This window comes from Acetobacter lovaniensis (genome assembly GCF_014207635.1).
In the GTDB taxonomy this organism is placed as follows: Bacteria; Pseudomonadota; Alphaproteobacteria; order Acetobacterales; family Acetobacteraceae; genus Acetobacter; species Acetobacter lovaniensis.
On the sequence record NZ_JACHIE010000002.1, the window covers coordinates 269231 to 283624 of the forward strand.

At 61.4% G+C, this 14394-nt stretch carries 12 protein-coding genes; 3 read left to right on the top strand and 9 right to left on the bottom strand.

The features are described from left to right. Positions 1 to 73 precede the first annotated feature (73 nt). From xdhC to HNR55_RS04485, 8 genes are all read right to left on the bottom strand, one after another. The gene (gene xdhC / locus HNR55_RS04450) at positions 74 to 937 is read right to left on the bottom strand and encodes a xanthine dehydrogenase accessory protein XdhC (RefSeq protein WP_166111897.1); all 864 of its coding nucleotides are present in this window, start codon (positions 935 to 937) and stop codon (positions 74 to 76) included. Beyond that, positions 918 to 3299, bottom strand: coding sequence for a xanthine dehydrogenase molybdopterin binding subunit (xdhB, locus tag HNR55_RS04455; RefSeq protein ID WP_242005449.1), 2382 nt, complete (start codon positions 3297 to 3299; stop codon positions 918 to 920). Before xdhB ends, xdhC begins: the two co-directional genes overlap by 20 nt. Before the next feature lie 10 nt (positions 3300 to 3309). Continuing rightward, positions 3310 to 4815 carry a xanthine dehydrogenase small subunit gene (gene xdhA, locus HNR55_RS04460; protein ID WP_166111903.1) on the bottom strand — a complete coding sequence of 502 codons (1506 nt, stop codon included), beginning with the start codon at positions 4813 to 4815 and terminating at the stop codon, positions 3310 to 3312. 62 nt (positions 4816 to 4877) lie between these two features. Further along, on the bottom strand, positions 4878 to 6338 hold the full coding sequence (locus HNR55_RS04465) for a nucleobase:cation symporter-2 family protein (RefSeq protein ID WP_166111906.1): 1461 nt from the start codon (positions 6336 to 6338) through the stop codon (positions 4878 to 4880). A gap of 3 nt (positions 6339 to 6341) precedes the next feature. Further along, a complete protein-coding gene (gene uraH, locus HNR55_RS04470) occupies positions 6342 to 6674 on the bottom strand; it encodes a hydroxyisourate hydrolase (RefSeq protein ID WP_086646588.1) in 333 nt (110 codons plus the stop codon). Continuing rightward, complete coding sequence (uraD, locus tag HNR55_RS04475; RefSeq protein WP_166112127.1) at positions 6671 to 7189, bottom strand: 2-oxo-4-hydroxy-4-carboxy-5-ureidoimidazoline decarboxylase; 519 nt, start codon at positions 7187 to 7189, stop codon at positions 6671 to 6673. The genes uraH and uraD overlap by 4 nt, the downstream gene beginning before the upstream one ends. 26 nt (positions 7190 to 7215) lie before the next feature. Next, positions 7216 to 8112 (bottom strand): allantoinase PuuE, encoded by an 897-nt coding sequence (gene puuE, locus HNR55_RS04480; protein WP_166111909.1) that lies wholly within the window; start codon positions 8110 to 8112, stop codon positions 7216 to 7218. Between the two features lie 28 nt (positions 8113 to 8140). Further along, the gene (locus HNR55_RS04485; RefSeq protein ID WP_166111912.1) at positions 8141 to 9562 is read right to left on the bottom strand and encodes an NAD(P)-binding domain-containing protein; all 1422 of its coding nucleotides are present in this window, start codon (positions 9560 to 9562) and stop codon (positions 8141 to 8143) included. 151 nt (positions 9563 to 9713) lie between these two features. Between HNR55_RS04485 and HNR55_RS04490 the strand changes: the two genes are divergently transcribed. Both HNR55_RS04490 and guaD read left to right on the top strand, forming a co-directional pair. Continuing rightward, on the top strand, positions 9714 to 10616 hold the full coding sequence (locus tag HNR55_RS04490) for a LysR family transcriptional regulator (protein ID WP_086646586.1): 903 nt from the start codon (positions 9714 to 9716) through the stop codon (positions 10614 to 10616). Positions 10617 to 10637: 21 nt separating this feature from the next. Further along, a complete protein-coding gene (guaD, locus tag HNR55_RS04495; RefSeq protein ID WP_166111915.1) occupies positions 10638 to 11987 on the top strand; it encodes a guanine deaminase in 1350 nt (449 codons plus the stop codon). Here guaD and HNR55_RS04500 read toward each other — a convergent pair. Next, positions 11984 to 13576 (bottom strand): gamma-glutamyltransferase family protein, encoded by a 1593-nt coding sequence (locus HNR55_RS04500; protein WP_166111918.1) that lies wholly within the window; start codon positions 13574 to 13576, stop codon positions 11984 to 11986. The two genes, guaD and HNR55_RS04500, sit on opposite strands and share 4 nt — an antisense overlap. Positions 13577 to 13797: 221 nt before the next feature. On the opposite strand from HNR55_RS04500, the gene HNR55_RS04505 reads away from it, so the two are divergent. Further along, positions 13798 to 14394 carry a nucleoside 2-deoxyribosyltransferase gene (locus HNR55_RS04505; RefSeq protein ID WP_166111922.1) on the top strand — a complete coding sequence of 199 codons (597 nt, stop codon included), beginning with the start codon at positions 13798 to 13800 and terminating at the stop codon, positions 14392 to 14394.

Sequence of the window (14394 nt, forward strand, 5' to 3'; positions counted from 1 at the left end):
CTTTGCCCGCAATCTGTTCTTCCCCGATCGTGCCTGCGTCAATGCTGCACACTTGCCGCACAGAGTTGAGGGGTCAGGCACTGGCGCCCATACTGGCCCCTGCAAACCCTTCCTCCTGCTGCGCGGGATGGAGCAGTTTTTCCACCACTTCGGCGGCTACAAGAGCCGCTATCACCTCGGGGCGTTTGTCCCGCACGCCCCTATCCCCTATGGGGCAGACCAGTGCCGCAAGCTGTTCTGGAGAAATCCCCACTTCTGAAAAGGATTTTTCAAACCGCAAGCGTTTTGTGCGCGAACCGATAAGCCCAACATAGGCCAGACCGGGCTGCAGGAGCGCTGCCTCCACAATCAGCGCGTCCAGTGTGTGTTCTGGCGTTAACACCAGAACACCCGCACCGGGCTCCGCCGTTGTCAGAACATCGTCCCACGCGGCGGTCACGCGTGCTTCCACGCCTTCGGGCACATGGCCAAACTCATGCGCGCGCGGGTCCACCCAGACCAGACGCAGCGGCAAAGGGGCCAGTGCGTAGGCCAGCGCACGCCCCACATGCCCCGCCCCAAACAAAAACAGGGTTGGGCGCCGGGCGTTCTGCTGGGCAAGTTGCTGTTCAAGCTGTGCACATAACGGAGCACTCAGCACTTCCAGCCTTACGGCCACGCGGCCACCACAGCACTGGCTGACATTACTCCCCCCCAGCACTATCTGGCGCTCGCACAGTGCCTCGCCCGACTGGAGCATGGCACGGGCATGCTGCTCGCACGCCAGTTCCAGCGCGCCGCCGCCAACCGTGCCCGCCACAACGTCCTGCCCGACCAGCATGAATGCTCCCTCCTCCCTTGGGGTGGAACCGCGGGTAAGCGTTACGCGCGCCACTACCAGAGGCTGAGGTGCCTGCCGCCAAAGACCAAGTAACTGCTTAGGTGTGTACCTGCGCATGACCCACTCCACCTTGCTGGCGCAGGCGCTCGGCCACGCGCAAAATCTGTTCGGGCGTTGCCGGAGCATTCAGCCCCGGATAGGTGCGGTAGTTGTCCACACTGGCCAGCGCATCGGAAATGGCATGCAGCACCGCCAGACCATGCACAAACGGTGGTTCCCCCACCGCTTTGGAGCGGAAGATGGTTTCCTCCCGGTTGGGCACGTTTTCCATGAGTTTAACATTAAAAATACGTGGCCGGTCGGAACAGGCTGGAATCTTGTAGGTACTGGGCGCATGGGTGCGCAAACGCCCCGATGTATCCCAGAACAGTTCCTCCATGGTCAGCCAGCCCGCGCCCTGCACAAACCCGCCCTCGATCTGCCCTATATCAATATCCGGGTTAAGGGAGAGACCCGCATCGTGCAGGATGTCCACCCGCTCCATGCGGTTTTCCCCCGTAAGCAGGTCCACCACAACCTCCGCGCAGGCCGCACCGTAAGCAAAGTAATAAAACGGTCGGCCACGCCCTGTTGCACTATCCCATGAGATTTTGGGCGTTTTGTAAAACCCTGTGGAGGAGAGAGAAATACGGGCCATATACGCCGCATTGACCAGTGTGGCGAACGGCACCGTAGCCTCCCCCACCACCACACCGTCGGCTGTAAAATGCACCTGTTCGGGGGAAACCTGCCATTTGGCAGCGGCAAAGTTTACAAGCCGATCCTTGATGGTGCGCACAGCTGCCAGCACGGCCATGCCGTTCAGATCCGCACCACTGGACGCGGCGGTAGCAGAAGTATTGGGGACCTTGCCTGTCGTGGTGGCGGTAATGCGCACCCGCTCATGGGGTAGCCCGAACTCGCGCATGGCAATCTGCACCATTTTGGTATGCAGGCCCTGCCCCATTTCTGTCCCGCCATGGTTCACCTGCACCGAGCCATCGGTGTAAACATGCACCAGTGCCCCAGCCTGGTTAAAATGCGTAGCGGTAAAGGAAATACCAAACTTGACCGGCGTTAACGCAATACCACGCCGCAGGTACCGGCTTGTCTTGTTAAACTCCCTGATCTGTGCGCGGCGTTTGCGGTAGTCGCAGTCCTGCGCAAGTTGGGTCATGACCTCCCCGGCAATGGAATCCTCCACGGTCATGTGGTACGGAGTGACGTTGCGTTCGGTCGTGCCATACACATTACGCAACCGCACATCCAGCGGGTCCAGCCCGGTGGCAAAGGCAATCTGCTCCATCATCCGTTCAGCCGCAGCAGCCCCCTGCGGGCCACCAAAACCGCGAAATGCCGTGTTGGACTGCGTGTTGGTGCGCAGCGGCACCGAGCGCAGGCGTACGTCCGGGTAGTAATAGGCGTTATCGGCATGGAACAGGGCGCGGTCCGTTACCGGGCCGGACAGGTCGGCCGACCAGCCACAGCGGGCAGCCAGCTCCATATCCACCCCCAGAACACGGCCCTGCGCATCAAAACCCACGTCATAATCAATCACAAAATCATGGCGCTTGCCCGTGATCATCATATCATCATCACGGTCAAGACGGAGTTTGGCAGGGCGGCCGGTGCGCGCGGCGGCAAGGGCTGCCAGACAGGCCACAATGTTGGCCTGAGTTTCCTTCCCGCCAAAACCACCGCCCATGCGCCGGACTTCCACGGTCACAAGGTTGTTGGGGCAACCCAGCACGTGGGCCACCATGTGCTGGGTTTCGGTCGGGTGCTGGGTGGAGGAACAGATACGCATTTCCCCGTCCTCTCCGGGCCAGGCCAGCGCGGCCTGCCCTTCGAGGTAAAAATGCTCCTGCCCGCCAATGGTCAGTTGGCCTGCAAGCCTGTGCGGGGCATTGGCCAGAGCCTGAGCGGCGTTACCCCGTGTCATTTCCAGCGAGCGGCAGACCAGTGCTCCCCCTTGTGCGCGGGCCTGCTCTATGTTCAGCACTGTGGGCAGGTCCTCGTACTCCACCCGTGCCAGCACTGCGGCCTGGCGGGCTGCATGGCGGGTTTGGGCCACCACGGCAAACAAGGGCTGACCACAGAAAAACACATGGTCTTCGGCCAGCAGGGGTTCGTCCCCCGCCCCCACGGAGCTGATCTGGTTATGGTGCGCTATATCGCGCGCGCTCAACACGCAAACCACACCGGGGTAAGCCTGCACCGGCCCCAGATCCATGCTGATGATGCGCGCATGGGCGCGGCTGCTCAGGCCAAGGGCAACATGCACCGCATTGGGCGGTGTTGGCATATCATCCACATACCGCGCCTCCCCCGCTACGTGCAGATGCGCGCTCTCATGCCTGAGCGAGGAAGACGCCGCACCGGCCACCTGTGCGGGACCATGAGGTGCCGGGCCTCCGGCTTCAGCCGGTTGTGCTGCCATGGTGTAGGGGTCAACCATGCGCCACCTCCTGCCAGTTCTGTAGTGTTGGGGCGTGGTGCGGGGGGCTGTCCCTATCAGGCTCAAACAGGCGGACCAGCAGGTTGGCGGCAACCGTTGCACGGTACCACGCACTGGCGCGCATGTCTGACAGAGGGGTAAAATCCTCTTTTATGGCCGCTTGCGCTGCAAGGAGTGTCACAGGGGTACGCGTCTGCCCCGTAAGAGCAGCCTCCGCCCGGCTGGCCCGGCAGGGTATGCCCGCCATGCCGCCATAGGCCAGACGGGCCTGCTGTATGGTGCCATCCTCTGCCATAACCAGCACAAAGGCCCCCAGCACAGCAGAAATATCCTGATCAAACCGCTTGGAAACCTTGTACACTCCGCACACGCTCCCAGCAGGCAGCGGCGGAATAAGCACGCCTTCTATAAACTCGCCGGGGCGGATGTCCTGCTTGCCGTATTCGAGAAAAAACGCTTCCAACGGCACAACCCTGCGTTCAGGCCCGCAGCGCAGGTGGAGTTGCGCCCCTGCGGCCATAAAAATGGGCGGGCCATCCCCAATCGGTGACGCATTGCCGATATTGCCGCACACGGTGGCTGCATTGCGGACCTGCGTAGACCCGATACGCCGCAGCGTATCCGCAGCAGTTGGCAGATGCGCGACCAGATGGGGCATGGCCTCCGTATAGGTAACACCTGCTCCTATCCACAACGCGCCATCGGGGCGGGTGTGGATTTTGTGCAGGTCGCGGGCGGTACGCACGGCAATAATATGGGGGAGCTGGCGCAATCTTTTGGTGACCCACAAGCCAACATCGGTCCCCCCTGCCACCAGCATGGCCGCGGGGTCCTGCGCATAGGCAGTGGCCAATGCCTCCACCGTAGCAGGGAGTGTGACACGCCCCTGCGGGCTATGCAGTTCCACCGTTTTGCCATCCTGCAGGGCCTGTAGGCGCGCGCTCAGCTCCGCCGTGCGGGCACTTATGGGTTCACCATGCCGGGCGCAGTAGGCTGCGGCTTTTTTCATGGCGCGCACAATGGGGGCATACCCCGTGCAACGGCACAGATTGCCTGCCAGTGCCTCGTTTATAATCCGCTCACCATCCAGCGTGCCCTCAAGTGCCGCCAGATCCGCGCGCGTGGACAACGCAACCATGGACATGACAAACCCCGGTGTGCAGAACCCGCATTGCGATCCGTGCTCGTCCACCATGGCCTGCTGCACCGGGTGCAATGCACCATCGGGGCCACGCAGGTCCTCCACGGTCAAGAGCTGCGCGCCATCGAGCATCCACACCATGTGGATACAGGCATTCACCGCGCGCCATACCAGATGCCCCTGCTCCAGCCGCCCGACCAGAACGGTGCAGGCACCGCAATCCCCTTCGTTACAGCCTTCCTTGGTGCCGGTGCGGGCCTGCTGGTCGCGCAGCCAGTCCAGCAGGGTCAACTCCGGCGGCAGGCTGGACAGATGGTGGAGGGTATCCCCCACATAAAAGCTGATGTGCTGGCGCATGCGTGCCCTCCCGGCTTATGTTTTTATGCGCATCTGGCACAGAGTATGCGAAACGCCGATGCTTACTCGGTCTGGGCGCGGCCAGCCTGCCCAAGGGCCGCCTGAGGTTTGTCCTGCGCGCCCACAACGTTCCAGACCGGGGTTTCGAGTATGACCGTATCCTGTTCCACCGTTTGCTCGGAGGAACACAGATTGCCAAAGTTGAACACCAGATGCAGCACAATGGCAGACAGGGCACCCAATGTAATACCGCTGCCAAAAATAACCTGCATCCATGCGGGAAAATGGTCAGCAATATGGGGCTGTGCTGTTGCCAGCATGCTCAGCCCGATGCTGGTGCCCACAATAACCGTGTTGTTCAGATTATCAAAATCCACTTTGACAAGGGTCTGAATCCCCACCACAGCCACGGCGGCAAACATGGCCAGTGCGGCCCCACCCAGTACCGGCAGGGGCACACTGGCAATAATGGCGGCAAGCTTGGGCAGGCAGCCAAGCCCCATCATGATAAACGCCGCCGCCACCACAACCCAGCGGCTGGTCACCCGTGTAAGCCGCACAAGGCCCACGTTCTCGGCTATGCAGGTGTAGGGAAAGGAGTTCAGCACCCCACCAATTATGGTTGCCAGACCATCCGCACGGATCGCCCGCGTGATGTCGGCTGAGGAAATATCCTTTTTAACAATGGAGCCCGTGGCAAACACATCCCCCGTGGTTTCCAGCATGGTAATGATCATGACCACCAGCATGGACAGCACTGGCACCACATGGAAGGTAGGCATGCCAAAGTAAAAAGGCTGCGCAACGGTCACCCACGGGGCAAACAGCACGCCATCAAAACTGGCATCGCCCAGAAACCACGCGGTTAACGTGCCAGCCACCAGCCCGAACAGAACGGCAATGCTGGCCACAAACCCCTTGAACATACGCTGGATGAACAGGATGGAAACCAGCGTACCCAGACCATACGCCACATTGCGCATGTTAACCGGGTTTTGCATGACCCCGGTACCCTGCCCGTTAACAATATCATTCGCAGCCACCGGCAGCAGGGCCAGCCCGATAACCAGAATAACAGACCCCGTGACCACAGGCGGGAAAAACCTGACCAGCCTGCCAAACCACGGTGCCGCCAGAAAGGTAAAAATCCCCCCCGCAATGACCGCGCCAAAAATCTGGGGCAGCCCCTGCACGCCCCCACCTGCCGCCACGCCAATGGCGATCATGGGGGTAACGGCCACAAAGGTCACCCCCTGCAACAGCGGGAGCTTGACCCCGATATAACGCCCAAGCCCCGCGGACTGGATGAAGGAGGCAATGCCACAGGTAAACAGGTCCGCCTCGATCAGATGCTCAAGTGCGGCACGGGGCAGACCCATGGCACCCGCCAGCAGAACAGGCACAATAACGGCGGCCGCATAGAATGTGAGCACATGTTGTAGGCCATAGAAGCCAAGCTTCCAGACCGGGAGCATCTGGTCCACGGGGTGGACGGTCTGTGGCGTGTTGCTGGCAGGTTGCATGGCTTAACTCCCCCTGTAGGTCGAATAGGCGTATGGGGCGACCAGCAGGGGCACATGGGCATGCCCGCTGCCGCCAAGACCAAAGCAGATTGGCACAATATCCAGAAACGGCGGGTCCGCCAGCGGTGTGCCCTGCTGGCGGAAGTAGGCCGCGACCTCAAATTCCAGGCAGTAGGCACCGGCTTCCAGCTCAAGCGCTTTTAGCTCCGGGCAGCGGCCATCGGCATCGGTCTGCCCTGCAAACAGAACGCCTGTGGCCCCACTCAGGCGCAACGCCACCCCCACCGCCGGACGGCCGGAAACCGTGTTGAGAACATGGGTTGAAAGAGAGCTCATGCCACCACCTTATCGTGCAGACGTAATGCGGCTATTGCGTCAATCTGGCTCAAGGCCTCGGCCAGTTCGGCTTGGGGCGTACTGGCAAGCCGCTGTTCCATGGCTTGTGCAATAACCTGTTTGGCATGCCCGCCCACCTTGCGCACACAAATAACAAACGGCATGCCGAACTTGTGTGTGTACGCATCATTCAGGGCGCGAAAATGCGTGTATTCCTCAGGCGTTAACCGGTCCAGCCCTGCCCCGCCCTGCTCCTGTGCGGAGGCTGCGGTCAGCCCCGGGTCCACCCCCAGACGGTGCCCAAGCTCGGGGTGGGCACGCACAAGTGCATACTGTGCCGCCTCGGGCGCGGCACGCATGGCGGTGGAAAACGCCGCACACATGCCGCCAAGGTCTGCAAACGGGCGGCTTTTGGCTGCCTGCGCCGCAACCCATGGGGAATGTTCATACACACTCCCAAACGCCTCCACAAAAGCGGCATCGGACATGGCGTTGACCTGCGCCAGAGTGAGCATGGCGGGGGCGGTCATGCCAGAGATGGTCATGCCGGGTGCACCTTCTGCCAATGGCGGGCAATATCGGCCCGGGTTGCCACCCATACATCGGCATGGGCTGCCACATGCTCCAGAAAGCGGGCAACAGCCAGTGCCCGTCCGGGCTTGCCTGCCAGACGGCAGTGCAGGCCAACGGACATCATACGCCCCCCTTCCTGATAGAGCATGTCAAACGTGTCGCGCAGGTAATGGAAGAACTGCTCGCCCTCGGTAAAGCCGTTCAGGGCGGCAAACTTCATGTCATTCACATCCAGCGTGTACGGTACAATCAGTTGGGGTTTGCCGTAGCGCCGGTCGTAATAGGGCAGGTCATCGGCGTAGGAATCCGCATCATACAAAAAGCAGCCTTCCTCCACGACCAGACGGGCGGTATTGGGGCTGGTGCGGCCCTGATACCAGCCCAGCGGCGGAGCACCCGTAACCTGCGTGTGCAGGGCTATGGCCTCGCGCATATGGGCGCGCTCCACATCCTCTGGCACGTTCTGGTAATCTATCCAGCGCAGGCCGTGGGTTGCAATTTCCCACCCACTGGCCTGCATGGCGGCAACGGCTGCGGGGTTGCGGGCCAGCGCCATGGCAACACCAAAAACCGTAACGGGCAGGCCCGCTTTTGCAAACAGGCGGTAAAGCCGCCAGAAGCCGGCACGACTGCCGTATTCATACAGGCTTTCCATCTGCATGCAGCGCGCACCGACAATGGAGGACGTACCTACCATTTCGGACAAAAATGCCTCGGACCCGCGATCATTGTGCAGGACGCAGTTTTCCGCGCCCTCTTCGTAGTTGATCACAAACTGCACGGCTATACGCGCGCCACCGGGCCAGTGTGCATCGGGCGGGGTGGCGCCATAGCCGATCATGTCACGCGGGTATGTCTGGTTCATTTTTATCCCGTTTTACGCTTGGTTTTTTTCAGGCCTGCTCTGGCGGCGGGTCAAAGCTGGTCAGTTCATCCACGTTATAATCCAGCAGGCTTTGCAGGTGCAGGGCTCCGTCCTCCACAAACAGGCTGCGGCCTATGCAGTTGGTCAGTTTTTCCACCCCGAAGCGCATCCCGCTAATGGTTGCCCCGGCAAGCCCCATGCTGGGCATGGCAGAGAACGTAAAGTTGTAGATGCACTGCATCATGGGGGCGAGCGGGTCATTGGCTTCCAGCGGCTGGAACTGGAAGGCGTTGCTCAGGTAAGGGTGGCTGCCCAGCAGGGCGCTCTGCTCATCTGCGGGGGCTTCAAACCGGTCTTTCCACAGGGCAACGCGGCTGGCGATGCGCCCCAGTTCGGCCCGCTTGGTCAGGTCGATAATAAAGCCTGTGCCAATAATCAGGAAGTCGAACTCCATCTCGCCTTTTGGTGTGGTCACGACCACGGCCCCGTTTTCCTCCCGCACGGCGGTCCAGGGGGTGCCGGGGTGATAGGCAAAGTTGGGGTGCTTGCGGCAACGCCAGAACGTATCCTGCGGGGGCGGCTGGTTCAGGTCATAAATCTTGTACATAAAGCGCCAGCGCAGCAGGTCCGGCAGATCGGCCAGATAGCTGAGAAAGCCTGCGTTTTCCATCCAGCGATAGGGATTGACTGTGGGGATCTGCTTGCGGCGCAGGCACAGGTCCACGCTGGCAGCGCCATGTTCCAGCACGGTTGCCGCGTTATCAAACGCCGAGGCACCAGCCCCCAGCACACCAATGCGCTTGCCGCGCAGGGCTTCAAAGTCAATCTGTTCACAGGTATGGGCATAACGGCTTTTGGGCAGCCCCTCGCGGATAAAGTCGGGGACATGCCACGCCCCACCGCCTTCTATGCCGGTCGCCAGAACCACACGGCGCGCCCAGACCACATGCTCGGCCCCACCTGCGCCGGTAAAGGTCAGCCTGAGCAGCCCATCTTCCCACGCAATATCGGCCAGACGGTGTTCGTTTTTAACCGGCAGGTCCAGCACATCACGCAGCCAGAGCAGATAATCCTGCCAGTCCCGACGGGAAATCTTGTCCAGATCACGCCAGGCCTGCTCGCCGTATTTTGCCTCAAACCAGGATTGGGGGGTCAGGCTGGGAATACCAAAGTCCGGCCCGGTCACGTGCTTGGGCGTGCGCAGGGTGATCATGCGCGCAAAGGTAACCCACGGCCCTTCTTCCCCCTGTGGGGCCATGTCAAAAATACAGGTGTTGGCCACGCCGCGCCGCCGCAGGCCAAAACATGTGGCAAGCCCGCCCTGCCCACCGCCAATAATGGCCACGTCCAGCACATCCTGTCCGTTATGCTGATGGGGAATGCACCAGTTGCCCGAGGCAAACTCAATTTTGGCAAGATCGTCCCGAACACGTCTGTTTAGCTGTTCCATACCCATTTATCAGTCCACATTATGCAGATCGGGAATCCTGCGTGGTTCCTGATCGCGTCAAATAAAATCAGACTTACTGTTTCACACACGTATCGTTCTTGTATATGACTTAATTCAGCATGGTGCGTTCGCAAAAAGAGAGCAAAAGCTGATGCCCGTTTTTTCCCGCTTCCTGCGGTATTTCATGGCCGTAGCCCAGCATGGCTCTATTAGAAAAGCTTCGGACGAGTTGCATATTGCCGCATCCGCCATAGACCGGCAGGTGTTGCAGGGCGAAAAAATTCTGGGCACCCAGCTCTTTGAGCGCCTGCCATCGGGCCTGCGGCTGACCACGGCGGGGGAACTGCTCCTGACCTCCTGCCGCCGCTGGTCCCGCGACCTGAACGCCCTGCAAACCCAGCTGGATAACCTTAAAGGCCTGCGGCAGGGGAGCACGGATATTCTTATCCCCGACGCGCTGACAAAGGGTTTTCTGCCCACCCTTCTGGGCAAGCTGCGCCAGACACATCCGGGCATTATGGTGAGCGTGCATGTGCGCAAAAGCCACGATATGGGGGAACTGCTGGTTAAGGGTCACGCCGACTTCGCGCTCATGTTCAACCCCGGCCACATGCGCGAATTAACAGTACGCACCCACAAGGAAATACCACTGGGCTTTGTCTGCCTGCCCTCGCACGAGATCGCGGAAATGACCGAAGCCCGCTTCAGCCTTGCAGCGGAATACCCCATGATCATCCCGGCCCCTCCGCTGGCCCTGTGGCGACCCATTGGGGTGCTGGAGGCGGAAACGGGGGTCAAGGTCGCAACCGTGGCCAAGGCCGACAATATCCAGATGATCAAATCCATGGTGCTGGAAGGCGCGGGAGTGGGGATTCTAAGCTATCTGGATGCGTATGATGAGGTGCAGAAAGGCCAGTTGGCCTTTACCCCCATTACCAACCGCAAGCTCCCCCCGCTGACACTGGCCCTGTGCGTGGACCGCTCGCGCCAGCTTTCCACCGCCGCGCGGTTTATTATTACCGAAATTGAAAACTTTTTTGCCGAACAGTTCTAACGGCCCGAAAGCACGCCCCCAATGCCCCACACCCCGGACCGCCACGCCATAAGAGGCAGTTACGTTACCTTTTGCGCCAACCCCTTTACCACGCCCGATGCACTGGTGCTGGAAGAGGACGGGCTGATTATTATGGAACACGGGCGCATTACCCAATGCGGCCCCTACGCCACCCTGTCCCCCCTGCTGGGAGACAACACCCCCCTGACCCACTACCCCGATTGCCTGATCAGCGCGGGTTTTATAGATGCCCATGTGCATTACCCCCAGATTTCGGCCATTGCCTCCTGGGGGGAGCAGCTTCTGCCGTGGCTGGAACAGTATATTTTCCCCACCGAGGCAGAATTTGCCGATGTGGATGTCGCCCGACGGACGGCAAGGCTGTTTTTGTCCGAGCTGCTGCGTAACGGCACCACAACGGCCGCGGTGTACTGCACGGTGCACCCCCAGTCGGTCGATGCGTTTTTTGAGGAATCCGCCCGCCTTGGCACCCGCATGATCGCGGGCAAGGTGCTGATGGACCGCAACTGCCCCCCCAACCTGCAGGACACCGCCCAGAGCGGGTACGACCAGTCCGCCGCCCTTATTGCGCGCTGGCATGGCAGGGACCGCCAGCTTTATGCCGTAACCCCGCGCTTTGCCATAACCAGCACGCCAGAACAGCTTGAACTGGCGGGCACGTTATTCCAGCACACGCCGGGACTGTACATGCAGACCCATCTGGCCGAAAATCTGGACGAAATAGCCGCCGTGCGCAGCCTGTTCCCCAACCGCTCCTCCTATCTGGATGTGTACGCAAAAGCGGGGCTGGATGGGCCACGCGCCATATTTGGCCATGCCATTCACATGGCTGAGCATGACTTTGCCCACTGCCACCATTCAGGCTGTACGCTGGCCCATTGCCCGACCTCCAACCTGTTCCTCGGGAGCGGTGCCTTTGCCCTGTTTGACGCGCTCAAACCCACCCGCCCGGTGCACGTGGCACTGGGGACAGACGTTGGAGCAGGCACATCGCTCTCGCTGCTGGCCACAATGGGGGAGGCTTACAAGGTGTCACTCATGGCGGGGGATACCCGGCTTTCCGCAGCACAGGCACTCTGGCTGGCCACGGCGGGGGCTGCACGCGCCCTGCACCTGCACGACCATATTGGCCTGATAGCCCCCGGCATGGAGGCCGACCTCTGTGTTATGGACCCCGCCGCCACCCCACTTATGGCCCAGCGGAGTGCCCGCTGCACCAGTCTGGCCGAGCGCCTGTTTACCTTAATGGTTCTGGGCGATGACCGGGCCATACGCGCCACATGGGCCAATGGCCGACTGGTGCATGCACGGGCAGAGACGCAGGCGGATACAGCGGCGCATACGGGCTAGTAAGCCCCCACGCACCCATCGCTCCGGGGGTCTGCCGCCCCTTCAAACAGGCCACTGGCATGGCGCACCACGGCCCCGGCGTGGCCCATCATGCTGGTAAAGGGGGCCACGCGCTCCACCTCGTGCCCGGCCTGCTCCAGCCGGGCGATAACCCCCGCATCAAACCGGCTCTCCATTTTGAGCGAATGGCTGTGGCTGCCCCATGTGCGCCCCAGCAGCCAGCGTGGCGCGGTAATGGCCTGCTGCAAGGGCACGCCAAACATGGCGTAGCGCGTAAACAGGGCGGCCTGCGTTTGCGGCTGCCCTTCGCCCCCCATGGTGCCATAAACCATGACCCGTCCATCATCAAACCGGGCCAGTGCGGGGTTAAGGGTGTGGAATGGCTTGCGGCCGGGCACAAAGGCATTCCATGCCCCTTCCTCCAGCAGGAAAGACGCGCCACGGTTCTGCCAGAGCAGCCCGGTCTGGGGCAGGAACACACCGGAGCCGAATTCAAAATACAGGCTCTGGATCATGCTGACTGCCACCCCGTGGGAGTCCACGGCCCCCATCCAGGTTGTGTCCCCCATCTGTGCCGGTGCGGGCCAGGGCATGGCACGGTGGGGATCTATGCTGGCTGCCATGGCGTTAAAGCGGGCCGTATCATCCAGAAAACCCTGTGCGTCCTCGCTCATCCAGCGCGGGTCGCCCACATGCGCGTTCCGAAACAGGAAGGCATGCTTGGTGGCCTCGACCAGCGCATGCACATAGGCAAAGCCATCCACCTCCTGCACGTTGAGTTTTTCAAACAGTTTGAGAATGGCGAGCGAGGCCACACCCTGAGTTGGCGGGGGAGCATTAAAAACCTGTGCGCCCGCCACACGGGCATGCAGGGGGGCTGGCGTTGCCACCGCGTGGTGGGCAAAGTCCTGCGCGCGCAGGGGGCTGCCAGCGTGGGTCAGGTCCGCCAGCAGCCTGCGGCCAACATCGCCAGTGTAAAAACTATCCAGCCCGTGACGCACCAGACTTTGCAGGGTTTCGGCCAGTGCCGGGTTTTTGCGTATATCCCCCGCCTGCGGCAAGCACCCCTGTGGGGCATAGGCTGCGGCAAAAGCAGCATTGCCCAATAGTTCGACCTGTTTTTCCGCCAGCAGGGAGGCTTCACTCGTGGTCAGGGCGTAACCGTTCCGGGCGTACCAGATGGCATCTTCCAGCACCACGTCCAGCGGCAGGGCGGGCTGGAGTGCCGCACTGCGCTCAAGTGCCGCCTGCCAGCCCGAAACCGTGCCCGCCATGGTATTGGCCGCCATGCCCCCCCGCCAGGGTACGCTGGTATGGCCTGCGGCCGTGTAGTCCTGCGCACTGGCATGCAGGGCGGCGGCGCCACAGGCTTCCAGCACCTCGGTCCGGCCATCGGGGTAGGAGATCAGCCAGAACGCATCCCCCCCCATCCCGGTCATGTGCGGGTAAACCGCGCACAGGGTTGCGGCCATGGCGGTAACCGCCTCCAGCGCCGTGCCGCCTTTTTTAAGAATAGCCAGACCGCTCTGGCTGGCCAGATGATGCGGGGATGTGACCATCCCCCGGGTGGACTGAAAACTATGCAGCATGGTCTGGGCGGCTCCCGCTCTGGTATGGCCTGTATTGTACGCAGGATACCGCGCTTTTGCGCCATGCCCCATAAACAAAAAAAGCACACCCCCATTGCCGGAGTGCGAGAGCCACCCGGCACTGGCCGCCCAAGCACCCCCTTGCCCACCTTTACGCCTGACAGCACACACAAAATCTGACAACCATACCACTTTGCCCACCACCAGCAGGACCCAACGCCATGCCCCAGAACCATGCAGGCACCCGGCCAGAGCAAAGCACCACACCAGAACCGGCCGTGTACCTGGCCGGGCCGGGCGTTTTTGCGCTGGATGCCCGCGCACAGGGGGCACAACTGGTGGCGGCCTGCACGCGCGCGGGCCTGCGCGGCCTATACCCGCTGGATGCCGCACTCGACCCAAAGGTCCATGCTGGCCCCACGGCCCTTGCCGCAGCCATAGCCCGCACCAATATGGGCCTGATCCGCCAGAGCCGGGCTGTTATTGCCGATCTTTCCCCCTTCCGTGGCCCCAATGTGGATGATGGCACCGCGTTTGAAATAGGGTATGCCCACGCGCTCGGCCTGCCGGTTTTTGGCTATGCCAGCACCACCACCCCCATGGCCGCCTACCCCGAACGCGTCCTGGCCAGCGGGGAGAGCATGAGCACGGTCATGCTGGACAACCGCACAACACTGGTGGATGCCCACAATATGACAGTGGAAGATTTTGGCTTACCGGTGAACCTGATGATTGCAACGGTTCTGGCCGATTCCGGCACTGTTTTTTCCTCCGCCCAAGGGGCGATCATGGCCGCGGCGGCCCATCTGCTCACGTGA